At 69.3% G+C, this 22,903-nt stretch carries 19 protein-coding genes and 2 tRNA genes; 4 read left to right on the forward strand and 17 right to left on the reverse strand.

The genetic code is table 11. From position 1 onward, the window contains the following. Positions 1–15: 15 nt before the first annotated feature. From rpsG to ACFQLX_RS12435, 13 genes are all read right to left on the reverse strand, one after another. Entirely contained in the window at positions 16–486 is a 471-nt protein-coding gene (rpsG, locus tag ACFQLX_RS12375; RefSeq protein ID WP_386414441.1) for a 30S ribosomal protein S7, read from the reverse strand. 2 nt (positions 487–488) lie between these two features. Beyond that, positions 489–860, reverse strand: a complete 372-nt coding sequence (gene rpsL, locus ACFQLX_RS12380; RefSeq protein WP_003948652.1) for a 30S ribosomal protein S12 — start codon at positions 858–860, stop codon at positions 489–491. Positions 861–1,180: 320 nt separating this feature from the next. Further along, on the reverse strand, positions 1,181–1,687 hold the full coding sequence (locus tag ACFQLX_RS12385; protein WP_386414497.1) for a DUF1707 and DUF4190 domain-containing protein: 507 nt from the start codon (positions 1,685–1,687) through the stop codon (positions 1,181–1,183). Between the two features lie 162 nt (positions 1,688–1,849). After that, a complete protein-coding gene (locus ACFQLX_RS12390; RefSeq protein ID WP_386414442.1) occupies positions 1,850–5,752 on the reverse strand; it encodes a DNA-directed RNA polymerase subunit beta' in 3,903 nt (1,300 codons plus the stop codon). A 93-nt stretch (positions 5,753–5,845) separates the two neighbouring features. Further along, positions 5,846–9,331, reverse strand: coding sequence for a DNA-directed RNA polymerase subunit beta (gene rpoB, locus ACFQLX_RS12395; protein WP_386414444.1), 3,486 nt, complete (start codon positions 9,329–9,331; stop codon positions 5,846–5,848). A 630-nt stretch (positions 9,332–9,961) separates the two neighbouring features. Further along, positions 9,962–10,345, reverse strand: a complete 384-nt coding sequence (gene rplL, locus ACFQLX_RS12400; protein ID WP_386414445.1) for a 50S ribosomal protein L7/L12 — start codon at positions 10,343–10,345, stop codon at positions 9,962–9,964. A gap of 117 nt (positions 10,346–10,462) precedes the next feature. Next, entirely contained in the window at positions 10,463–10,993 is a 531-nt protein-coding gene (rplJ, locus tag ACFQLX_RS12405; protein WP_386414447.1) for a 50S ribosomal protein L10, read from the reverse strand. Positions 10,994–11,319: 326 nt separating this feature from the next. Next, complete coding sequence (locus ACFQLX_RS12410; RefSeq protein WP_386414449.1) at positions 11,320–12,144, reverse strand: SCO4651 family lipoprotein; 825 nt, start codon at positions 12,142–12,144, stop codon at positions 11,320–11,322. Between the two features lie 181 nt (positions 12,145–12,325). Beyond that, the gene (rplA, locus tag ACFQLX_RS12415) at positions 12,326–13,042 is read right to left on the reverse strand and encodes a 50S ribosomal protein L1 (protein WP_386414451.1); all 717 of its coding nucleotides are present in this window, start codon (positions 13,040–13,042) and stop codon (positions 12,326–12,328) included. A gap of 74 nt (positions 13,043–13,116) precedes the next feature. Then, on the reverse strand, positions 13,117–13,551 hold the full coding sequence (rplK, locus tag ACFQLX_RS12420) for a 50S ribosomal protein L11 (RefSeq protein WP_386414453.1): 435 nt from the start codon (positions 13,549–13,551) through the stop codon (positions 13,117–13,119). 232 nt (positions 13,552–13,783) lie between these two features. After that, the gene (gene nusG, locus ACFQLX_RS12425; RefSeq protein ID WP_386414454.1) at positions 13,784–14,668 is read right to left on the reverse strand and encodes a transcription termination/antitermination protein NusG; all 885 of its coding nucleotides are present in this window, start codon (positions 14,666–14,668) and stop codon (positions 13,784–13,786) included. 42 nt (positions 14,669–14,710) lie between these two features. Further along, the gene (gene secE, locus ACFQLX_RS12430) at positions 14,711–14,989 is read right to left on the reverse strand and encodes a preprotein translocase subunit SecE (RefSeq protein WP_386414455.1); all 279 of its coding nucleotides are present in this window, start codon (positions 14,987–14,989) and stop codon (positions 14,711–14,713) included. 143 nt (positions 14,990–15,132) lie between these two features. Continuing rightward, a tRNA-Trp gene (locus ACFQLX_RS12435) sits at positions 15,133–15,205 on the reverse strand. Positions 15,206–15,421: 216 nt separating this feature from the next. Here ACFQLX_RS12435 and ACFQLX_RS12440 point away from each other — a divergent pair. Then, positions 15,422–16,669, forward strand: a complete 1,248-nt coding sequence (locus ACFQLX_RS12440) for a pyridoxal phosphate-dependent aminotransferase (RefSeq protein ID WP_386414456.1) — start codon at positions 15,422–15,424, stop codon at positions 16,667–16,669. A gap of 78 nt (positions 16,670–16,747) precedes the next feature. Here the strand turns inward: ACFQLX_RS12440 and ACFQLX_RS12445 are convergent, their stop codons facing one another. Continuing rightward, positions 16,748–18,457, reverse strand: coding sequence for a hypothetical protein (locus tag ACFQLX_RS12445; RefSeq protein WP_386414458.1), 1,710 nt, complete (start codon positions 18,455–18,457; stop codon positions 16,748–16,750). 176 nt (positions 18,458–18,633) lie between these two features. Here ACFQLX_RS12445 and ACFQLX_RS12450 point away from each other — a divergent pair, with 176 nt between their 5' ends. After that, positions 18,634–19,677 (forward strand): adenosine deaminase, encoded by a 1,044-nt coding sequence (locus ACFQLX_RS12450; RefSeq protein ID WP_386414459.1) that lies wholly within the window; start codon positions 18,634–18,636, stop codon positions 19,675–19,677. A gap of 30 nt (positions 19,678–19,707) precedes the next feature. Here ACFQLX_RS12450 and ACFQLX_RS12455 read toward each other — a convergent pair whose 3' ends face one another. The 3 genes from ACFQLX_RS12455 to ACFQLX_RS12465 all read right to left on the reverse strand — a co-directional run bounded on the left by ACFQLX_RS12455 (position 19,708) and on the right by ACFQLX_RS12465 (position 21,910). After that, positions 19,708–20,772 carry a UDP-N-acetylmuramate dehydrogenase gene (locus ACFQLX_RS12455; protein ID WP_386414498.1) on the reverse strand — a complete coding sequence of 355 codons (1,065 nt, stop codon included), beginning with the start codon at positions 20,770–20,772 and terminating at the stop codon, positions 19,708–19,710. A 69-nt stretch (positions 20,773–20,841) separates the two neighbouring features. Then, positions 20,842–21,282 (reverse strand): ASCH domain-containing protein, encoded by a 441-nt coding sequence (locus ACFQLX_RS12460; protein ID WP_386414461.1) that lies wholly within the window; start codon positions 21,280–21,282, stop codon positions 20,842–20,844. Between the two features lie 139 nt (positions 21,283–21,421). After that, positions 21,422–21,910: a YajQ family cyclic di-GMP-binding protein gene (locus ACFQLX_RS12465; protein WP_386414462.1), complete on the reverse strand. Its 489-nt coding sequence runs from the start codon at positions 21,908–21,910 to the stop codon at positions 21,422–21,424. Between the two features lie 196 nt (positions 21,911–22,106). Between ACFQLX_RS12465 and ACFQLX_RS12470 the strand changes: the two genes are divergently transcribed. Further along, positions 22,107–22,188 (forward strand) — tRNA-Tyr (locus tag ACFQLX_RS12470). A gap of 104 nt (positions 22,189–22,292) precedes the next feature. Further along, positions 22,293–22,886, forward strand: a complete 594-nt coding sequence (locus ACFQLX_RS12475) for a hypothetical protein (protein WP_386414463.1) — start codon at positions 22,293–22,295, stop codon at positions 22,884–22,886. The last annotated feature ends 17 nt before the right edge of the window (positions 22,887–22,903 follow it).

Raw genomic sequence — 22,903 nt, forward strand, 5'->3', positions numbered from 1 at the left:
ATACGGGGGTGTCGACTACCAGCGGTAGTGCGCGAAGGCCTTGTTCGCCTCGGCCATCTTGTGGGTGTCCTCGCGTCGCTTGACGGAGGCGCCCAGACCGTTCGAGGCGTCGAGCAGCTCGTTCATGAGGCGCTCGGTCATGGTCTTCTCGCGACGGGCGCGGGAGTAGCCCACGAGCCAGCGCAGGGCCAGCGTCGAGGAGCGGCCCGGCTTGACCTCGATCGGCACCTGGTAGGTCGCGCCGCCGACACGGCGGGACTTGACCTCGATGGCCGGCTTGACGTTCTCGAGCGCGCGCTTGAGCGTGATGACCGGGTCGTTGCCGGTCTTCTCGCGCAGGCCCTCCATGGCGCCGTACACGATGCGCTCGGCGGTGGAGCGCTTGCCGTGCAGGAGCACCTTGTTGATGAGGGACGTCACCAGGGGGGAGCTGTAGACCGGGTCGATGATGACCGGGCGCTTCGGGGCGGGGCCCTTACGAGGCATTCTTACTTCTCCTTCTTGGCGCCGTAGCGGCTGCGAGCCTGCTTACGGTTCTTGACGCCCTGCGTGTCGAGGGAGCCGCGGATGATCTTGTAGCGAACACCCGGCAGGTCCTTCACACGGCCACCGCGCACGAGCACGATCGAGTGCTCCTGCAGGTTGTGACCCTCACCCGGGATGTAGGCCGTGACCTCGATGCCCGAGGTCAGACGCACACGCGCGACCTTCCGCAGGGCAGAGTTCGGCTTCTTCGGGGTGGTGGTGAAGACACGCGTGCAGACGCCGCGGCGCTGGGGCGAACCCTCGAGCGCGGGCGTCTTGTTCTTCTCGACCTTGTCCTGCCGGCCCTTGCGGACCAGCTGCTGGATCGTAGGCACTACTTCTCCGGTTTCTGTGTGCCATCTCGGTAAAACTAACCTGGGGATGTGTCTGTGAAGACCGACTCTCGCCCGACCCACGCGGTCGGGTGTGTCGCAAACCGGTGCCCCTGCTGCTTGGCCGGCAGCGGGGAGTGTGCACTCGGCTTTTAGGGCGTCACTCCTCGGGCGTCCCGTGCGGACTCGCCTGAGCGCGCGCGGAAACCCGGGGACACCCCAGGCACAAGGTCAGAGCGTACCTATAGCATCCCCCTGGGTCAAAACGTCAGGGGTCCCACCCCTCGATACGGCATTCGGCGGCATCCGACCCGGCGGCCGCCTCACATCCCGTCGAGGATCGCCGCGAGGATGACCAGCACGTACGAGGCGACCGTCAGCCAGCCCAGGATGATCCCGGCCAGCGCCATGCCCTCGCCGCCCTCCCCCGTGCGACGAATCTCACGCCGGGCCACATGGCCCGTGATCGCCGCCGGGATGCCCGTGACACCGCACGTCATGGGGCTGAGGACGCCGAGGATCAGCGAGGCGGTCGCCGTGCTGTTCGTCTTGCGTACGGGCGGGGGCAGCGGCATCTGCATCCCGAAGCGCGACGGTCCGTAGCCCGGCGCGCCCATTCCGGGCAGGGGCCCCTGCGGGAGGTCGCCCACCAGCCGGTGCAGCTCCCCGTAGGTCTGCGCCCGGAAGACCAGGCCGACCCGCTCGTCGTACTCGACCTTGCTGAGCCGCCCCTCGGCGAAGCCGGCCCGCAGCACGTCCACCGTGCGCTCGCGGTCCGCGTCCGAGGCGCGCATCGACGGGGAGTGGCCGCCCTGGCCGTACGGCTGCATCGACACCTGCCGAACCTCCCCCGGGGCCCGTGGGCCACCCCTTGCCTGCTACGCGTCTCTCCCACCATAGAACGCCGGGAACGCCGCTTCGGGTTCCCCCGAAACGCCGCGGGGGCGGCCCCGGGTCGAAACCCGGGACCGCCCCCGCACGGGACGCACGCGTCAGCCGTTGTACGGACCGTAGTCGTAGTCCTCCAGCGGGACCGCCTGGCCGGAGCCGGAGCCGAAGGGCGAGTAGTCGATGTCGTCGTAGCCGACGGTCGAGTACATCGCGGCCTTGGCCTCCTCGGTGGGCTCCACCCGGATGTTGCGGTAGCGGGACAGGCCCGTACCGGCCGGGATGAGCTTGCCGATGATGACGTTCTCCTTGAGGCCGATGAGCGAGTCGGACTTGGCGTTGATCGCCGCGTCCGTGAGCACTCGCGTCGTCTCCTGGAAGGACGCCGCCGACAGCCAGGACTCCGTGGCCAGCGAGGCCTTGGTGATACCCATCAGCTGCGGACGGCCGGAGGCGGGCTGGCCGCTCTCGGCCACCACACGGCGGTTCTCGGTCTCGAACTTGCCGCGCTCGACCAGCTCGCCCGGCAGCAGCTCCGCGTCGCCGGACTCGATGATCGTCACCCGGCGCAGCATCTGCCGGATGATGATCTCGATGTGCTTGTCGTGGATCGACACGCCCTGCGAGTTGTAGACCTTCTGGACCTCGCCGACCAGGTGGACCTGGACGGCGCGCTGGCCGAGGATGCGCAGCACGTCGTGCGGGTTGGTCGCACCGAAGGTCAGCGGCTGGCCGACCTCCACGTGGTCTCCCTCGCGCACCAGGAGCTTGGCGCGCTTGGAGATGGGGAACGCCGTCTCCTCGGAGCCGTCGTCGGGAGTGACGACGAGCTTCTTGGTCTTCTCGGTCTCCTCGATCCGCACGCGGCCGGCGGCCTCGGAGATCGGGGCGACACCCTTGGGCGTACGGGCCTCGAAGAGCTCGACGACACGGGGCAGACCCTGGGTGATGTCGTCACCGGCCACACCACCGGTGTGGAAGGTACGCATCGTCAGCTGGGTACCGGGCTCACCGATGGACTGGGCGGCGATGATGCCGACCGCCTCACCGATGTCGACCAGCTTGCCGGTGGCCAGCGAGCGGCCGTAGCACATCGCGCAGGTGCCGACCGCCGACTCGCAGGTGAGCACGGAGCGGACCTTGACGTCCTCGACACCGTGCCTGACCAGCTCGTCGATGAGCACGTCGCCCAGGTCGGTGCCGGCCGGGGCCAGCACCTTCCCGTCCACGACGATGTCCTCGGCGAGGCAGCGGGCGTACACGGAGGTCTCGACGTCGTCGGTCTTGCGCAGCACCCCGTCCTCGCCGCGGACGGCGATGGGGAGCTTCAGACCGCGCTCGGTGCCGCAGTCCTCCTCGCGGATGATGACGTCCTGCGAGACGTCCACCAGACGACGGGTCAGGTAACCCGAGTCGGCGGTACGCAGGGCGGTGTCCGCCAGACCCTTGCGGGCACCGTGCGTGGAGATGAAGTACTCCAGCACGGACAGGCCCTCGCGGAAGGACGCCTTGATCGGACGCGGGATGGTCTCGTTCTTGGCGTTGGACACCAGACCGCGCATACCGGCGATCTGACGCATCTGCATCATGTTTCCGCGCGCACCCGAGTCGACCATCATGAAGATGGGGTTCGTCTTCGGGAAGTTCGCGTTCATGGCCTCGGCGACCTCGTTGGTCGCCTTGGTCCAGATGCCGATGAGCTCCTGCGTGCGCTCGTCCTTGGTGATCAGACCGCGCTCGTACTGCTTCTGGACCTTCTCGTCCTGCGCCTCGTACCCGGCGATGATCGCCTTCTTCGCCTCGGGGACGATGACGTCGGAGATCGCCACGGTGACACCGGAGCGGGTGGCCCAGTGGAAGCCGGCCGCCTTCAGGTTGTCGAGCGTCGCCGCCACGATGACCTTCGGGTAGCGCTCGGCGAGGTCGTTGACGATCTCGGAGAGCTGCTTCTTGCCGACCGGGTAGTCGACGAACGGGTAGTCCTCGGGCAGCAGCTCGTTGAAGAGCGCGCGGCCCAGGGTGGTGTTCAGGCGGAACGGGTCGCCCGGCTGCCAGTCCTGCTCCTCGCCCTCCTCCGGCGCCGGCGGGGTCCAGCCGCGGGGCGGGACCGTGCCGACGGGGAAGCGGATGTCGACCCGGGACTGCAGCGCCAGCTCGCCAGCGTCGAAGGCCATGATCGCCTCGGCCGTGGAGCCGAAGGAGCGGCCCTCGCCCTTGGTGTCGCGCAGCTCGCCGTCGGTGGTGAGGAAGAACAGACCGAGGACCATGTCCTGGGTCGGCATCGTCACCGGACGGCCGTCGGCGGGCTTGAGGATGTTGTTCGAGGACAGCATCAGGATGCGGGCCTCGGCCTGCGCCTCCGCCGACAGCGGCAGGTGCACCGCCATCTGGTCGCCGTCGAAGTCCGCGTTGAACGCGGTGCACACGAGCGGGTGGATCTGGATGGCCTTGCCCTCGACCAGCTGCGGCTCGAAGGCCTGGATACCCAGGCGGTGCAGGGTGGGCGCGCGGTTCAGCAGCACCGGGTGCTCGGCGATGACCTCTTCGAGGACGTCGTACACCACGGTGCGGCCGCGCTCGACCATGCGCTTGGCGCTCTTGATGTTCTGCGCGTGGTTCAGGTCCACCAGGCGCTTCATCACGAACGGCTTGAAGAGCTCCAGCGCCATGGCCTTGGGCAGACCGCACTGGTGCAGCTTCAGCTGCGGGCCGACGACGATGACGGAACGCGCCGAGTAGTCGACCCGCTTGCCGAGCAGGTTCTGCCGGAAGCGGCCCTGCTTGCCCTTGAGCATGTCGGACAGCGACTTCAGCGGACGGTTGCCGGGGCCCGTGACCGGGCGGCCGCGGCGGCCGTTGTCGAAGAGCGCGTCGACGGCCTCCTGGAGCATGCGCTTCTCGTTGTTCACGATGATCTCGGGCGCGCCGAGGTCGAGAAGCCGCTTCAGGCGGTTGTTGCGGTTGATGACGCGGCGGTACAGGTCGTTCAGGTCGGAGGTCGCGAAGCGGCCACCGTCCAGCTGCACCATCGGACGCAGGTCCGGCGGGATGACCGGGACGCAGTCCAGGACCATGCCGTTGGGGCTGTTGCGGGTCGTCTGGAACGCGGAGACGACCTTCAGCCGCTTCAGGGCGCGGGTCTTCTTCTGGCCCTTGCCCGTACGGATGATCTCGCGGAGGCGCTCGGCCTCCTCGTCGAGGTCGAAGGACTCCAGGCGCTTCTGCAGCGCCGCGGCGCCCATGCCGCCCGAGAAGTACGTGCCGAAGCGGTCGCGCAGCTCGCGGTAGAGCAGCTCGTCGCCCTCCAGGTCCTGGACCTTGAGGTTCTTGAAGCGGCTCCAGACCTCGTCCAGGCGGTCCAGCTCGCGCTGGGCCCGGTCGCGGATCTGCTTCATCTCGCGCTCGCCGCCCTCGCGCACCTTGCGGCGCACGTCGGCCTTGGCACCCTCGGCCTCAAGCTCGGCCAGGTCGGTCTCGGCCTTCTTGGCGCGGGCCTCGAGGTCCGCGTCGCGGCGCTGCTCGATCTGCTGGCGCTCGACGGAGATGTTGGCCTCCAGCGACGACAGGTCGCGCTGGCGGCGCTCCTCGTCCACCCACGTGATCATGTAGGCGGCGAAGTAGATGACCTTCTCCAGGTCCTTCGGGGCGAGGTCGAGCAGGTAGCCCAGCCGCGACGGAACGCCCTTGAAGTACCAGATGTGCGTGACGGGAGCGGCAAGCTCGATGTGGCCCATCCGCTCACGGCGCACCTTCGCGCGGGTGACCTCGACGCCACACCGCTCGCAGATGATGCCCTTGAAGCGGACACGCTTGTACTTACCGCAGTAGCACTCCCAGTCCCGGGTCGGACCGAAGATCTTCTCGCAGAAGAGCCCGTCCTTTTCCGGCTTGAGGGTGCGGTAGTTGATGGTCTCGGGCTTCTTGACCTCGCCGTGCGACCAGGTCCGAATGTCGTCCGCGGTGGCCAGGCCGATCCGCAGCTCGTCGAAGAAGTTGACGTCGAGCACTATGCGTCAATCCCTCTCAGGGTCTAGTCAATCAATGGTCTGTACGGGTCCGGGGAGAGCCGGCCGGACGAAGGGGTCCGGCCGGCCAACCCGTCAGACCTCTTCGACGCTGCTCGGCTCGCGCCGGGACAGGTCGATGCCGAGCTCCTCCGCCGCGCGGAAGACGTCCTCGTCGGTGTCGCGCATCTCGATGGACATGCCGTCCGAGGACAGCACCTCCACGTTGAGGCACAGCGACTGCATCTCCTTGATGAGCACCTTGAAGGACTCGGGAATCCCGGGCTCGGGGATGTTCTCGCCCTTGACGATCGCCTCGTAGACCTTCACGCGGCCCGTGACGTCGTCGGACTTGATCGTGAGCAGCTCCTGGAGGGCGTAGGCGGCGCCGTAAGCCTCCAGCGCCCACACCTCCATCTCACCGAAGCGCTGGCCGCCGAACTGCGCCTTACCACCCAGCGGCTGCTGAGTGATCATGGAGTACGGGCCGGTGGAGCGCGCGTGGAGCTTGTCGTCCACCAGGTGGTGGAGCTTGAGGATGTACATGTAGCCGATGGAGACCGGCTCCGGGAACGGCTCGCCGGAGCGGCCGTCGAACAGGTGCGCCTTGCCGGTCGGGAGGACCATGCGGTCGCCGTCGCGGTTCGGGATGGTGTGCTGCAGCAGACCCGCCAGCTCGTCCTCACGCGCACCGTCGAAGACGGGGGTGGCGACGTTGGTGCCGGGGGCGACCTGGTCGGCCTCGATGGCCTGCAGGCGCTGCGCCCACTCCTCGCTGAGACCGGAGACGTCCCAGCCGCGGCTGGCGAGCCAGCCGAGGTGGATCTCCAGGACCTGGCCCGGGTTCATCCGGGACGGGACACCGAGGGGGTTGAGGATGATGTCGACCGGGGTGCCGTCCTCCAGGAACGGCATGTCCTCGACCGGCAGGATCTTGGAGATGACGCCCTTGTTGCCGTGGCGGCCGGCGAGCTTGTCACCGTCGGTGATCTTGCGCTTCTGCGCCACGTACACGCGCACCAGCTGGTTCACACCGGGCGGCAGCTCGTCGCCCTCCTCGCGGTCGAAGACGCGCACGCCGATGACCTTGCCGATCTCGCCGTGCGGGACCTTCAGCGAGGTGTCGCGGACCTCACGGGCCTTCTCACCGAAGATCGCGCGCAGCAGGCGCTCCTCCGGGGTCAGCTCGGTCTCGCCCTTGGGCGTGACCTTGCCGACCAGGATGTCGCCGGCGACGACCTCGGCACCGATACGGATGATGCCGCGCTCGTCCAGGTCCGCGAGGACCTCCTCGGAGACGTTCGGGATGTCCCGGGTGATCTCCTCGGGGCCGAGCTTGGTGTCACGGGCGTCGACCTCGTGCTCCTCGATGTGGATCGAGGAGAGGACGTCGTCCTGCACGAGGCGCTGCGACAGGATGATCGCGTCCTCGTAGTTGTGGCCCTCCCACGGCATGAACGCCACGAGGAGGTTCTTGCCGAGGGCCATCTCACCCTCGTCGGTGGACGGACCGTCGGCGAGGACCTGGCCCTCGATGACCCGTGCGCCCTCGTCCACGACGACCTTCTGGTTGAAGGAGGTGCCCTGGTTGGAGCGGGAGAACTTGGCCACCCGGTAGGTGGTGTACGTGCCGTCGTCGTTGGCGACCGTGACGTAGTCCGCGGAGACCTCCTGGACCACACCGTCCTTCTCGGCCTTGATGACGTCGCCGGCGTCGACCGCGCAGCGGTACTCCATGCCGGTGCCGACCAGCGGGGCCTCGGCCTTGATGAGCGGCACGGCCTGGCGCATCATGTTCGATCCCATGAGCGCGCGGTTGGCGTCGTCGTGCTCCAGGAACGGGATCATGGCGGTCGCGACCGACACCATCTGGCGCGGCGAGACGTCCATGTAGTCGACCTCCGTGCCGGGCACGTAGTCGACCTCGCCGCCGCGGCGGCGCACCAGGACGCGGGCTTCCTCGTAGGTGTTCTCGTTCGTCAGCGGGGCGTTCGCCTGCGCGATGACGAAGCGGTCCTCCTCGTCGGCCGTGAGGTAGTCCACCTTGTCCGTGACGACACCGTTCTCGACCTTGCGGTACGGGGTCTCCACGAAGCCGAAGGCGTTGACCCGGCCGTAGGAGGCGAGCGAGCCGATCAGGCCGATGTTCGGGCCTTCGGGGGTCTCGATCGGGCACATGCGGCCGTAGTGCGAGGGGTGCACGTCACGGACCTCGAAGCCCGCCCGCTCACGGGACAGACCGCCCGGGCCCAGCGCCGACAGGCGGCGCTTGTGGGTCAGACCCGACAGCGGGTTGGTCTGGTCCATGAACTGCGAGAGCTGGCTGGTGCCGAAGAACTCCTTGATGGAGGCGACGACCGGCCGGATGTTGATCAGGGTCTGCGGCGTGATCGCCTCGACGTCCTGGGTCGTCATCCGCTCGCGCACCACGCGCTCCATACGGGCGAGGCCCGTACGCACCTGGTTCTGGATCAGCTCGCCGACGTTGCGCAGGCGGCGGTTGCCGAAGTGGTCGATGTCGTCGGTCTCGACGACGATCGTCTGCCCGTTCGGCGCGACCGTCTCGGTCTCGCCGGCGTGCAGCTTCACCAGGTACTTGATGGTGTTGATGATGTCGTCGGTGGTGAGCACGCCCGCGTCGAGCGGCTCCTCCCCGCCGAGCTTCTTGTTGACCTTGTAGCGGCCGACCTTGGCCAGGTCGTAGCGCTTGGGGTTGAAGTAGAGGTTCTCGAGCAGCGTCTGCGCGGCCTCACGGGTGGGGGGCTCGCCCGGACGCAGCTTGCGGTAGATGTCGAGCAGCGCGTCGTCCTGGCCCTGGGTGTGGTCCTTCTCCAGGGTGGCGCGGATCGACTCGTACTCCCCGAACTCCTCGAGGATCTGCTCGGTGGTCCAACCGAGCGCCTTGAGCAGCACGGTCACCGACTGCTTGCGCTTGCGGTCGATGCGGACACCGACCATGTCGCGCTTGTCGATCTCCATCTCCAGCCAGGCACCCCGGGAGGGGATGATCTTGGCGGTGAAGATGTCCTTGTCGGAGGTCTTGTCGATCTGGCTGTCGAAGTAGACGCCGGGCGACCGGACCAGCTGCGAGACCACGACACGCTCGGTGCCGTTGATGCAGAACGTGCCCTTGTCGGTCATGAGCGGGAAGTCGCCCATGAAGACCGTCTGGGACTTGATCTCGCCGGTCTCGTTGTTGGTGAACTCGGCGGTGACGAAGAGCGGGGCCGCGTAGGTGAAGTCGCGGTCCTTGCACTCGTCGATGGAGTTCTTCGGGGGCTCGAAACGGTGGTCGCGGAACGTCAGCGACATCGACCCGGAGAAGTCCTCGATCGGGGAGATCTCTTCGAAGATCTCCTCCAGACCCGACTTCGTGGGGACGTCCTGTCCGCTTTCCAGGGCCGCCTCGACCCGAGCCTTCCAGGCGTCGTTCCCGAGGAGCCAGTCGAAGCTCTCGGTCTGCAGCGCAAGGAGGTTCGGAACCTCGAGGGGCTCCTTGATCTTCGCGAAGGAAATACGCAGCGGGGCGGTGCTGGCGCCGTTGTTCGTGGATGAAGTCGAGGCGGTGCGCGAGGCGGCCAAGAGGGGGTCCTTCCGAGGGCTCGGACTCACTACGCGCATACCGGTCCCACGTCCCTGCAAGCCGCAGGAATGCCCTGATGGGAGCAGTCCGGACGGCAGTGCTTGAGCGTGGAGATGCCCCTGGTGACGGGCAGGGGGCAGCTAACAGGCAGCGCAAAGGGTCAGTGTAGCCACATGGCCCACTGATGTCCAGTCCTGAGTGCTCGGCACTCTCGAGATTGGCAGTGCCAACCTCTCCCCTCGTGTTCCGCTCGTCCTCCGGGACCCGCCTCGAAGCGGGTCGCGTCCTGCGGTCCTGCGCCTGCCTGCCGCGCCTGTGCGGTGTGTGCGGTGTGCCCGAGCGAGTACTTCCCACTCCAGCACCGATCCATGCCTCGGATACGGACCGATGTGACGACCTGAGAATTGCGCGCCGCGTGCGGTTCGTCAAGGCCCCCGCCCGCGTCCCACCTCCGTAGAGGCGTCTCACGTCAACGGAGATCACCATACAGACCGCCCGGCTGCGGGCAAGGACCCCGCGAGGGGAACGCCGAAGGGCGACCACCCGGGTGGGTGATCGCCCTTCGCTGGGAGCCACGCTCCGGCCTGCGCCGGAGGCGGTCTCCCTGAGGAGTCAGAAGACTCGCGAGGTCACTTGACCTCGACGGAGGCGCCGGCGCCCTTGAGGGACTCGGCAGCCTTCTCGGCGGCCTCCTTGGCGACCTTCTCGAGGACGGGCTTGGGGGCGCCGTCCACGAGGTCCTTGGCCTCCTTCAGGCCGAGGGAGGTCAGCTCGCGCACGACCTTGATGACCTGGATCTTCTTGTCGCCGGCACCGGTGAGGATGACGTCGAACTCGTCCTGCTCCTCGACGGCCTCGGCGGCGGGGCCGCCCACGGCGGGGCCGGCGACGGCGACGGCCGCGGCGGCGGTGACGTCGAACTTGTCCTCGAAGGCCTTCACGAACTCGGAGAGCTCGATGAGGGTCATCTCCTCGAACTGCGCGAGCAGCTCGTCCTGGGTGAGCTTCGCCATGATGGCGTCCTTCCACTAATTCGGCAGGTGCCGGATGTACGGGGTGTGGCGGGCGTACGTCGGGCCCGCTGCGACCTCCGCCGCGCTCAGGCGGCGGGGATCAGAAAGCGAGCCGAATTACTCGGCACCGCCCTGCTCGTCCTGCTTGGCGCGAAGAGCGTCCACGGTGCGGACGAGCTTCGAGGGCAGGGCCTGGAAGAGGGACGCAGCCTGCGACTGCTTCCCCTTGAAGGCACCGGCCAGCTTGGACAGCAGAACCTCGCGGGACTCGAGGTCCGCAAGCTTCTTGATCTCATCGGCGGTCAGCGCCTTACCGTCAAGGACACCGCCCTTGATGATGAGATTCGGGTTCTCCTTGGCGAAGTCACGAAGACCCTTCGCCGACTCCACCGGGTCACCGGTGACGAAGGCAACTGCCGTCGGACCAGCGAAGTAGTCGTCGAGCGAGGTGATCCCGGCCTCGTTGGCCGCAATCTTGGTCAGCGTGTTCTTCACCACGGCGTACTGGGCGTTCTCACCGAGCGAACGACGCAGCTGCTTGAGCTGCGACACGGTGAGACCGCGGTACTCGGTCAGCACGGCGGCGTTGGAGCTGCGGAACATGTCCGTCAGCTCGGCAACCGCGGCGGCCTTGTCGGGCTTCGCCATGAGCCTCGGCCTCCTTCCGGGTGATTGCGTGACCGCTCGATCGACGGAAGGAGGGGGGCCTCACATACGAAACGCCCCGGCGCAGGCGCACGGGGCGTTACTCGACCGAATCCTGAAACGGACCCGGGAGTCACTCCACGGTCACCTGCGCGGGTCGTCCGCTGCTGAGCGGATCCTTCGGCCACCACGCCCTGGCGGGCACGGCAACGACCAGCGGTCTTTGGCTTCGGTGGAAGCGTACGCGACGGGACGGCCCGGGAGCAAATCCACCCGGACGGGGCGGCCGGCGCCCCACTCGGGACACCGGCCGACACCCTCAACTGCCGTCAGCTGCCGGAGAGTTCCTTCAGGTCCATGACCTTGGAGGCGGGCGGCACCTCGACCGTCACGGGCTGGTTGATCTCGCCGAAGACGAAGGTCATGTCGAGGGGGCCCTTCTTGCTGTCCCCCCGCATACGGAACTGCTTGGTGTTGTCCTCACCGTCGATCCACATGTCCATCGTGAGCTTGTCGACGCCTTCCTTCCCGAAGTCGTCGAAGGCCTTGGCGTCGTCACTCTTCAGCTCGGCGCGCAGCTGGTCGAGCGTCACGGTGCCGGTGTAATGGGTGGTCTCCACCCCTTCGACCGTCTCCTCGCCGACCTTCTTCAGGTCCTTGGCCGCCCGCATGCCGGCCGTACCGGCCGTCGGGTCCTGGGCGGTGCTCATGCCGTCGAGCGGGTTCTGCCCGTCGGGGAGGTTCCCCAGGTCGAACTTCATCCACTTCTCGGTGCCGCCCTGCTCATCGACGCGCATGTACATCGCCTCGCCGACCAGCCGGAACTCGATCTCGCCCCCGCCTTCGGCGCCGGCCTTGACCTTCATCTTCATGGCCATGACGCGCTTCTTCAGATCGACCGCGCCGTCACCGGCCATCGATCCCTCCGCCATCGTGCCCTTGATCTTGTACGTGAGCGAGGCGATCGCCTCACCCTTCTTCACGGCCTTGTCCACCGCGGCGGCCGGCGAGACGTCCGCAGGCTTGGCGCCGCCCTCCTGGCTGTTCGCCGACGTGCCCTTGGGCTCGTCCTTGGAGCAGGCGGCGGCACCACCGCAGAGCAGTGCACCGGCCAGGAGCGCGGCGGCGGTCTTCCTACGGATCACAGACTTCACGTGTCCCCCACGGACTTCACAGCTGGTTGCCTTCATGACTCGCCACACCGTAGCCCACCCCTGTGACAGCGCTCCAGGCGATAAGCGCAGAGGCCCCGTGGCCGTACGAAAGCACAAAGGTCCGGGCCCGCTCCCCGGACGGGGGAGCGGGCCCGGACCTTTGTCAGAGCAGAACCGCTGCTCAGGCAACCGGCTCCTCGTTGAGGAGGTTGCGGGTGCGGTTCGGGTCGAGCGGGATGCCGGGGCCCATCGTGGTGGTGATGGTGGCCTTCTTGATGTAGCGGCCCTTGGCAGCCGACGGCTTCAGACGAAGAACCTCGTCCAGCGCGGCGGCGTAGTTCTCGACCAGCTTCGTCTCATCGAAAGAGGCCTTGCCGATGATGAAGTGGAGGTTCGAGTGCTTGTCGGTGCGGAACTCGATCTTGCCGCCCTTGATCTCGGTCACGGCCTTGGCCACGTCCGGGGTCACGGTGCCGGTCTTCGGGTTCGGCATCAGGCCACGGGGACCGAGCACGCGGCCCAGGCGGCCGACCTTGCCCATGAGGTCCGGGGTGGCGACGACGGCGTCGAAGTCCAGGCGGCCCTTGGCGACCTCGTCGATGAGCTCGTCGGAGCCGACGATGTCGGCGCCCGCGGCCTCCGCGGCCGCAGCACGGTCACCGGTCGCGAAGACCAGGACCCGGGCGGTCTTACCGGTGCCGTGCGGAAGGTTCACGGTGCCACGGACCATCTGGTCGGCCTTGCGCGGGTCGATGCCCAGGCGGAAGGCGACCTCGACGGTGCCGTCGAACTTGGTCGGCGAGGTTTCCTTGGCGAGGCGGACGGCCTCGAGGGGGGCGTACTGCCGCTCGCGGTCGATCTTGGCGTCCGACGCGCGGAGAGTCTTGCTGCGCTTCACTGCTGTCTCCTGGTGTCTTGCGGAGTTCGTGGTCCACGGGCCAGCGCCGGCCCTGCCACGGGGATGGGGGTGTGTCAGCCTTCGACGGTGATGCCCATGGAACGGGCGGTGCCGGCGATGATCTTCGACGCGGCGTCGATGTCGTTGGCGTTGAGGTCGGGCATCTTGGTCTCGGCGATCTGGCGGACCTGGTCGGCCGTGATCTTGGCGACCTTGGTCTTGTGCGGCTCGCCGGAGCCCTTCTCCACACCCGCGGCCTTGAGGATCAGCTTGGCCGCCGGGGGGGTCTTGGTCACGAAGGTGAAGGAGCGGTCCTCGTAGACCGTGATCTCCACCGGCACGACCATGCCGCGCTGCGACTCGGTCGCGGCGTTGTAGGCCTTGCAGAACTCCATGATGTTCACGCCGTGCTGACCCAGCGCGGGGCCCACCGGCGGAGCCGGGTTGGCTGCGCCGGCGTTGATCTGGAGCTTGATAAGCCCCGTGACCTTCTTCTTCTTGGGAGGCATGCTCTCTCCGGGTCTTGAACGAGAGTGTTCTCTGTGAGACAGCCAACTGCGCCTGTGAGTGGCATACGGATGATTCATCCGGCAGATGGCATACCGCACCACGATAGCCGAGGCCACCCCGGTAAACGAAATCAGGAAGGTCGGAACAGGTCAGGCGGGGTGCGGGGGCACGCACAGCGCCCCGGTACGCGGCAGGTGCCGCGCCCGGGGCGCTGGGAGGAGCGGGTCCGGATCAGTTCTTCTGGATCTGGTCGAAGGAGAGCTCGACCGGGGTCTCCCGGCCGAAGATCTCCACCAGGCCCTTGACCTTCTTGGAGTCCGGGTTGATCTCGTTGATCGTCGCCTGGAGCGTGGCGAACGGGCCGTCCGTGACGGTGACCGAGTCGCCGACCTCGAAGTCCAGGACCTGGATCTCCAGCCTGCGCGACGGCGCCGGCCGGCCCTCGGCCTCGGCCGCCTCGCGGGCGGCCTTCTCCTCGGCCTCCGGGGCGAGCATCTTGACGATCTCGTCCAGGGTCAGCGGGTAGGGGTCGTAGGCGTTGCCGACGAAGCCCGTGACACCGGGGGTGTTGCGCACGACGCCCCAGGACTCGTTCGTCAGGTCCATGCGGACCAGGACGTAGCCGGGGAGCTTGTTCTGCTTGACGTTCTTGCGCTCGCCGTTCTTGATCTGGACGATCTCTTCCTCGGGCACCTCGGCCTGGTAGATGAAGTCCTCGACGTTGAGCGAGACGGCACGCTGCTCGAGATTGGCCTTCACGCGCTTCTCGTAGCCCGCGTAGGTGTGGATGACGTACCACTCGCCGGGCAGGGAGCGCAGCTCCTGGCGGAGGGCCTCGACCGGGTCGACCGGCGCGGTCTCCGCAGCCTCGACGACCTCGACCTCGTCGGCCTCGTCGCCCTCGGCGTCAGCCTCGGTGATCTCGGTCTCGTCGGTCTCGACCTCGACGGACTCCTCGTCCGCCGACTCGGCTTCGACGCGCTCCCCGGCGTCGGCAGCGGTGGACTCGTCCTCTGCCTCGACCTGCTCGGCGCCGTCGCCCTCGATGTCGGCGACCACCGCAGCCTCCTCGCCCTCAGGGGCGTCGACTGCGTCGTTCAGGTTCGGGTCAGACACGTGGCTGCTTCTTCCTGGTACTCAAGGGACTACGCGAAGGGGTCAGCCGAAGACCCACTTCATGGCTTCGGTCATACCCAAGTCAATCACGGTCACGAGACCGATGACGATGACAACGAAGACGATGACGACCGTGGTGTACGTCGAGAGCTGTCGGCGCGTCGGCCAGACGACCTTGCGCAGCTCCGCGATGATCTGGCGGTAGAACAGCCCCAGGCGGGCGAGCGGGCCCTTCTTGGCACGCTTGCCGCCCTTGCGGGCCGGCTTCGTGTCGCCGTCGGGGCGCTCAGGTGTTGCGGTGGAGCCCACGGCTTCCGTCACTGCGTCCTCACCTGATCCCGGGTCGTGGCCGTGCCGCGCCCGGTTGAGCCGCACGGCGATGTGCATCGCTGTCCACGCGGCGGCAGCCGCGTGGTGTTACTGACTGCTTAGGCGCGCCGTGGCCGCCGAACGGCTACGTGCAGCAGGGCCGGAGGGACTTGAACCCCCAACCGCTGGTTTTGGAGACCAGTGCTCTACCAATTGAGCTACGACCCTTTGTGGTCCTCAACTTACCGCATCCCCTTCCCGCACCGAAGTCGGTGGGGAACGCGGATGCCGCTGCCGAGGGCACGAGGAGAGAGTGTACGTGCTTCCCGGCCGCACGTCGAACGGCATATCCGCATCGGCGGATCACGCCCGGCCGTCCGCATACCCGCCCCGGACTGTCAAACCGGTGTGCCTTGGTCCGCCGGCTTCTGGAACGATGCCCGTATGACCGACGCACCCGCTGCCGCCCCGTCCTCCGCCCCTGCCACCGAGCGCCGGGTCTCCGCCCGTATCGGCGCGATCTCCGAGTCGGCGACGCTGGCCGTCGACGCCAAGGCCAAGGCCCTCAAGGCGGCCGGCCGGCCGGTGATCGGCTTCGGCGCCGGCGAGCCCGACTTCCCGACGCCCGACTACATCGTCGAGGCCGCCGTCGAGGCCTGCCGCAACCCGAAGTACCACCGCTACACGCCCGCCGGCGGCCTGCCCGAGCTGAAGGCGGCCATCGCGGCGAAGACGCTGCGCGACAGCGGTTACGAGGTGGAGCCGGCGAACATCCTCGTCACCAACGGCGGCAAGCAGGCCATCTACGAGGCCTTCGCCGCGATCCTGGACCCGGGCGACGAGGTCATCGTCCCCACGCCGTACTGGACCACCTACCCCGAGTCGATCCGCCTGGCCGGCGGCGTCCCGGTGGAGGTCGCGGCGGACGAGACCACCGGCTACCGGGTGGGCGTGGAGCAGCTGGAGGCCGCCCGCACCGGCCGTACGAAGGTGCTGCTCTTCGTCTCCCCCTCCAACCCGACCGGCGCGGTCTACTCCCGCGAGCAGATCGAGGAGATCGGCCGCTGGGCCGCGGAGCACGGGCTGTGGGTGCTGACCGACGAGATCTACGAGCACCTCGTCTACGGCGACGCGGCCTTCCACTCGCTGCCCGTGGTCGTGCCCGGGCTGCGCGAGAAGTGCGTCGTGGTCAACGGTGTCGCCAAGACCTACGCCATGACCGGCTGGCGCGTGGGGTGGGTCATCGGCCCCAAGGACGTCGTCAAGGCCGCGACGAACCTCCAGTCGCACGCCACGTCCAACGTCTCCAACGTCGCCCAGGCCGCCGCGCTGGCCGCCGTCTCCGGCGATCTGGACGCCGTCGCGGAGATGCGCACGGCCTTCGACCGCCGGCGGCGCACGATCGTGCGCATGCTGAACGAGATCGACGGCGTGCTGTGCCCGGAGCCGGAGGGAGCGTTCTACGTCTACCCCTCCGTCAAGGGCGTCCTGGGCAAGGAGATCCGCGGGCGCACACCGAAGACCTCCGCCGAGCTGGCGGAGCTGATCCTGGACGAGGCCGAGGTCGCGGTGGTGCCGGGCGAGGCCTTCGGCACGCCGGGCTACCTGCGGCTGTCGTACGCGCTGGGCGACGAGGACCTCGTCGAGGGCGTCTCGCGGATCCAGAAGCTGCTGGGGGAAGCCGCCGGCTGAGGTTCGCGGCCGACGGCCGCACGACAGCGGGCCGCCCCCCCTTGGGCAAGGGGGGCGGCCCGCTGTCCGCTCAGCGCCTCACAGCGCCGGCGGTTCGTCGTCGTCGCGCAGGGTGTCGCGTATCGCCTCCCGCAGGCTGCGCTTGCGGACCACCCGCACGCCCGGCAGCTCCGCCAGCAGCTCGGCCCGCTGCCCGATGCCCTCGGGCAGCGGAGGCAGCCCGAGGGCGGCCAGTGCGCGGGCAGCGGCCTGGGCGGGCTCTCCCGGGTCCCTGAGGACCGCGGCGAACGGGCGCGCATCGGGCAGGCCGAGGGCCTGGGCGAAGACCTCCGCCGTGGCCAGCGCCTCCGTCTGCCGGGGCATCCCCGCCGGGCCCGTCCAGGCGTGCGCCGCCAGCTGCTTGCCGCCGCGGATCAGCGTGAGGGCGTACGCACCGTCGCCGAGCCGGGAGAACACCAGCACCGGCCAGGTATCCGCGCCGGTCGCCGCGTCCATCAGCCGCACCAGATCGCCCTCCCCCAGCAGGGCGTTGCGCAGGCCGCCGCGCTTTCCCGGCGGGTCCAGCGCGGGGGCCGTCTCCACCCAGGTCCCGGTGCCGCCGGCCAGCGGTGCCATCCGGTACGAGGTGCCGGTCAGCAGCACCGCCTCGGCCACCGCGCGTACCGGGGCGAGGGCGAGCGCCAACTCGCGGGTGACCGGAGGCTTCACCGGAGCGGGCTCGGGCCGGACGCCGGCGCGGGCACGGACCGGGGTGTGGGCGGCCACCTGGGCGCGGGCGCCCTTGCGACAGGTCAGGAACGTGCTGCCTGCCGCGCCCAGGTAGCCCCAGGGGAAGGTCCGGGCATCCGCTCCGATGGCCCGGAACGCTTCCAGCACCTCCTGGTCGCGGCCCCCCTCACGTATCAGTGCCCAGGCCAGGTGGTTGCGCACAGCGCCGGCCCGGTGGTCTCCCGGCTCGAAGGCGGCGGAGACCTCCTGCGCCGCGCTGATGGCCGCCAGCACGCGGGAGTGGGCGATCGGGCCGTACTTCTCCTCCGCGTCGGACCTGTCGCGCAGTGACTCGTCCAGGACGAGCTCGGAGAGGGCTGCCACGGGCAGTCCGCGCAGTACCGAGCCGGCGGGGGCGCGCTCGGCGGCCTCTTCGGCGAAGGCGAGCATCTCCTCGTGCGAGCCGTACCACTTCTTCCCCAGGTACTGCACGGCCGAGGTGTGGGCCGCCCAGTTCAGCGGGTCGGCCTCAAGGGCGCGGGCGAGGTAGCCCTCGAAGGTCTGCCGCTCGGCGCCGATGCCCATGGCCTGGGCGAGTGCGATGGTCCAGGGGACCGGGTCGCCCGGGTTGTGCCGTACCGCCTCCTCGATGAGCGCGACGGCGTCCACGAGGAGGGTGTGGAAGCTCCGGAACTGCTCGTCGGAGACGTTGCGGGCCCGGTCGCCGGTGCGGATCTCCCAGGCGCGGGCGAGTGCCAGGCGCGCCCGCAGCAGAGCGGCGTCGGCCGGCTGGAGTTCGTCCAGCGGCCAGTCGGGGCGCTGGAGCAGGCGCTCGGCCAGTTCGCCGACGTACCAGTTGCGCCGCCACCAGTCGGACTGTTCGCGGGTGGCGGCGAGCAACTCCCGTACGGGAAGGGTCCTTCCCTGCTCGAAGGCGTCCAGCGCGGTGCGCAGGGGCGCGTCGGGACCGTCCACCACCACCTCGTCGTCGTGCGGCAGTCCCTCGGCGGTGGCCGCCATGTTCCGCAGCGTCCGAACCGGGCGCAGCAGCCGTCCGGCCATCCCTGGTCTTGAGGTCATCGTGCTCGCTTCCCTCCCCTGCCACGTCGATCGTGACGGCACATGATCAGCGGAAGTCGCAAGCTGGCGCAATATTTTCCATTGCCCGCCGTTCTCATAATCGAACTTCTCTACGTACAAGGGCTCATTCGGCTGATCCGGCGATGGGAGGCACCGAGGTGGGAGAGGATCTTCCGATGGAGAGTGCGACCGTCGGCCGGGACCTCCGGCTGCTGCCCAAAGCCCATCTGCACCTGCACTTCACCGGCTCCATGCGCAGCGGGACCCTGCTGGAGCTGGCCGACAAGTACGGGGTGCGACTGCCTGAGGCGCTCAGCGGTGGTGAGCCACCCAAACTGCGGGCGACCGACGAGCGCGGGTGGTTCCGCTTCCAGCGGCTGTACGACACCGCGCGCTCCTGCCTGCGGGAGCCCGAGGACATCCGGCGGCTGGTCCACGAGGCCGCCGAGGAGGAGGTCAGGGACGGTTCGGGCTGGCTGGAGATCCAGGTCGACCCCACCTCGTACGCCCCCCTGCTCGGCGGCATGCTCCCGGCCATGGAGGTCATCCTCGACGCGGTGGACACCGCCTCCCGCGACACGGGCGTGGGCATCCGGGTGCTCGTCGCCGCGAACCGGATGAAGCACCCCCTCGACGCCCGCACCCTCGCCCGCCTCGCCGTGCGCTACGCCGACCGCGGCGTCATCGGCTTCGGCCTCTCCAACGACGAACGCCGGGGACTGGCCCGGGACTTCGACCGCGCCTTCCACATCGCCCGCGAGGGCGGCCTGATCGCCGCCCCGCACGGGGGCGAGCTGACCGGCCCCTCCTCCGTACGCGACTGCCTGGACGACCTGCACGCCTCCCGCATCGGCCACGGCATCCGCGCCGCCGAGTCCCCCGCGCTGCTGCGGCGCCTCGCGGCGGAGGGCGTGACCTGCGAGGTCTGCCCCGCGTCCAATGTGGCGCTGGGCGTCTACGAGAAGCCCGAGGACGTCCCCCTGCGCGCCCTGTGGGACGCGGGGGTGCCGATGGCGCTGAGCGCGGACGACCCGCTGCTGTTCGGCTCCCGGCTGGCCGCGCAGTACGAACTCGCCCGCGAGCACCACGGCTTCACGGACGAGGAGTTGGCCGAGCTGGCCCGCCAGTCGCTGCGGGCCTCGGTGGCACCGGACGACGTGCGCGAGCGGCTGCTCACGGGGGTGGACGCGTGGCTGGCGGAGCCGGCGCCGACGGGGTGAGCGCCGCGCGTTACGGGGCGGCGGTGGGCGTCAGAGTCTGACGCCCACCGTTACCGGCTCGTTGACCAGTGTGACGCCGAAGGTCTCGCGGACGCCGTCGCGGACCTCGCGGGCCAGGGTGAGGAGGTCGGCGGTGGTGGCCTCGCCGCGGTTGGTGAGCGCGAGGGTGTGCTTGGAGGAGATGCGGGCCGGGCCGGCGCCGTAGCCCTTGGTGAAGCCCGCCTTGTCGATCAGCCAGGCCGCGGAGGTCTTCGTCAGCCCCTCCCCCGCCGGGAAGGCCGGCGGCTGCGCCTGGGGGCCGAGGCGGTCGACGGCGCGCTTGCGGAAGTCGGTGAAGGCGGCGTCGTCCAGGATCGGGTTGGTGAAGAAGGAGCCCGCCGACCAGGTGTCGTGGTCGTGCGGGTCCAGCACCATGCCCTTGCCCGCGCGCAGCTTGAGCACCGTCTCGCGGGCCGCCGCCACGGGCACCCGCTCCCCGGCCTCGACGCCCAGCAGGCGCGCCGTCTCCCCGTACCGCAGCGGGGCGGACATGCCGCCGGCGTCCTGGAGGCGGAAGCGCACGCGCAGCACGACGAAGCGCTCGGGCTCGGCCTTGAAGCGGCTGTGCCGGTAGCCGAAGCCGCACTGCTCGGCCGGCAGGGTGACGGTCTCGCCGCCGCGGCGGTCGTAGGCGACGACCTCGGTGATGGTCTCGGCGACCTCCTGGCCGTAGGCGCCGACGTTCTGGATCGGGGTGGCGCCCGCCGAGCCGGGGATGCCGGCCAGGCACTCGACGCCGGCGAGTCCGGCCTCGACGGTGCGGGCGACGGCATCCGACCAGTTCTCGCCGGCGGCCAGCTCCAGGTCGGTGCCGTCGAGGACGTATCCGCTGGTGGCGATACGCAGCGCGGTGCCGCGGAAGCCCTCGTCGGAGATGACGAGGTTGGAGCCGCCGCCGACGATCAGCAGCGGGATCCCGGCCGCGTCCGCCTCGCTGACGGCCGCGACGACCTGCGCGTCGGTGGTGGCGGTGACCAGCCGGTCGGCGGGGCCGCCGAGCCGGAAGGTGGTCAGGGGGGCGAGGGGGGTGTTGTCGGTTACCTGCACGGGGTCCAGGGTAGAGCGCGGCGCGGCGGGGCGCGCCCGGCGGCGGCCGGGCGGCGGGACTGCCGGGGCGCGGGGTGGTCAGGAAACGTCGGGGAGGCGGGCGACCAGGCGGAAGCGCTCCAGGACCACGGGGGTGGTGTCGTCCACCGTGAAGCCGGGGTCGCCCAGGGCCGCGCGCAGCTGCTCGCTGTGCCAGAAGCGCTCGTGGGCGGCGCGCCAGCCGGCCACCGTGGCGTGGCCCTCGCCCTCGTCCACCGCGTGGGCGAGGTCCACCTCGGCGAGGGGGACGACGCGTACGGCCGTCACCTCGATGACGGCCACGGGGCGGTCGGCGGAGTCGACCACGACCGCGCGGTGGCCGACCTGCGGGAGGGGCTCGCCCTCGTGCTCGTAGTCGGCGAGGAGTCCCGTGGTCGCCGTCTTGGCGCCGGTGAGGATCGCGGCGACGAGCCGGTCGCGGAGGGGGCCGGGGAAGGCGAACTCGGCCGTGGGGAGGGAGGCGGGGTCGTGGGTGGGCATGGGGCGACCCTAGTCATGCGGGTTCCGGTGGTCACCGGGATATCCGCGGGGTGCGACGGGGCGGGGTGCCGTCGGGTCCCTGGGCCCGCAGACCCGTACCCGGCAGCCCGCCCCGCCTCCGTCCGCTCGGCCGGGAGGGTCAGCGGTAGTTCACGAACTGGACCGCGAAGTCCAGGTCCTGGCCCTTGATCAGCTGGATGACCTCCTGGAGGGCGTCGCGGCTCTTGGCGCTGACGCGCAGCTCCTCGCCCTGGACCTGGGCCTTGACGCCCTTGGGGCCCTCGTCGCGGATGATCTTCGCGAGCTTCTTGGCGTTCTCCTGGGAGATGCCCTCCTCGATCGAGGAGAAGAGCTTGTACTCCTTGCCGGAGATCTGCGGCTCGCCGCTGTCCAGCACCTTCAGCGAGATACCGCGCTTGACCAGCTTGGTCTGGAAGACGTCGAGGACGGCCAGGGCGCGCTCCTCGGAGTTCGCCCGGATCTCGACCTTCTCGCCGGACCAGGCGATCGAGGCCCCGACCCCCTTGAAGTCGTAGCGCTGGGAGATCTCCTTGGCGGCCTGGTTGAGGGCGTTGTCGACCTCCTGCCGCTCGACCTTCGAGACGATGTCGAAACTGGCGTCGGCCATGATTCGGTGGCTCCTCGTACGTAGATCGGTCAGTGTGCCGGGCCCGGCGCCGGGCCCGGAGGCCTCAGCCTAGCCACCTGGCGGGTGATCCAGCCGCGAACATCCGAGTGGCGGAGCACCCCCGGGGATCGGGTATGGTTTACGTCGTCGCCACAGAGCGCCTGACCTCGGTCGGGAGCGACGGGCGGCAAACCCTGGCGGTGTGCCCGAGCGGCCAAAGGGAGCAGACTGTAAATCTGCCGGCTTCGCCTTCCCAGGTTCGAATCCTGGCGCCGCCACATGTGAAGACTTCGGCCCCCGACCGGCATGTCCGGTCGGGGGCCGAAGTCTGTGTGGGCCTCCGCGCCCGGTTCCGTCCCCTTGGCGAGTTGTTGGAGTACGCGTGTCCCGTCCCCGGATATCCCTGCTCGCAGGTCTCGGAGTGCTCGGGCTTGCCGTGGGCTGCTCCGGTACGGACGCATCCACCGCTCGGCCCGCCTCCCCCGCTTCCAGCAGCCCTCCCGCCGTCTCCACCGCCCCCACCGCCGCGCTCCTGGCCAGCACCACGCTCGACCAGGCCGACAAGCGGATGCACGCCCTGCTCGCCGACGTGACCGCCACCGCCGCGCGTCAGGTGAACAGTCCCAGCCTCGGTGCGCTGGCTCCCGTGGACGAGCCCGAACTCGGATGCCACACACTGGGCACGGCGCGGCATCGCGCGGTGATGAGCGTTCTCGGCGGTTCCGATGCTCCGGACACCGGCCCCGACGTCCGCCGTCTGCTGCAGGACCAGGGCTGGAAGTTCACCAGCTGGCAGGAGCCGGACCCCGTGCGCCGCAACGTCGCCTCGCGGGCGAGGCTGGAGGGCTTCTCCCTCGTGGTCTCCTATCGGCCCAAGCTGAGCCAGACGAACGTACTGATCACCACCCCGTGCCTGAAGGGCGAGCCCCTCGCTGAGCGTTCCTTCTTCCCGCACGAGTTCGGCTCCGACTCCTGAGTCCCGGCGCCCGGGTC

It is taken from the genome of Streptomyces polyrhachis (assembly GCF_042663125.1).
Lineage (GTDB): Bacteria > Actinomycetota > Actinomycetes > Streptomycetales > Streptomycetaceae > Streptomyces > Streptomyces polyrhachii.

Coding starts and splice junctions, on each gene's coding strand:
- ACFQLX_RS12445 (WP_386414458.1), bottom strand. CDS start 18,457: ATGACCTCAAGACCAGGGATGGCCGGACGGCTGCTGCGCCCGGTTCGG.
- ACFQLX_RS12465 (WP_386414462.1), bottom strand. CDS start 21,910: ATGGCCGACGCCAGTTTCGACATCGTCTCGAAGGTCGAGCGGCAGGAG.
- ACFQLX_RS12385 (WP_386414497.1), bottom strand. CDS start 1,687: ATGCAGCCGTACGGCCAGGGCGGCCACTCCCCGTCGATGCGCGCCTCG.
- ACFQLX_RS12450 (WP_386414459.1), top strand. CDS start 18,634: ATGGAGAGTGCGACCGTCGGCCGGGACCTCCGGCTGCTGCCCAAAGCC.
- rplL (WP_386414445.1), bottom strand. CDS start 10,345: ATGGCGAAGCTCACCCAGGACGAGCTGCTCGCGCAGTTCGAGGAGATG.
- ACFQLX_RS12460 (WP_386414461.1), bottom strand. CDS start 21,282: ATGCCCACCCACGACCCCGCCTCCCTCCCCACGGCCGAGTTCGCCTTC.
- rplJ (WP_386414447.1), bottom strand. CDS start 10,993: ATGGCGAAGCCCGACAAGGCCGCCGCGGTTGCCGAGCTGACGGACATG.
- ACFQLX_RS12440 (WP_386414456.1), top strand. CDS start 15,422: ATGACCGACGCACCCGCTGCCGCCCCGTCCTCCGCCCCTGCCACCGAG.
- rplK (WP_386414453.1), bottom strand. CDS start 13,551: ATGCCTCCCAAGAAGAAGAAGGTCACGGGGCTTATCAAGCTCCAGATC.
- rpsG (WP_386414441.1), bottom strand. CDS start 486: ATGCCTCGTAAGGGCCCCGCCCCGAAGCGCCCGGTCATCATCGACCCG.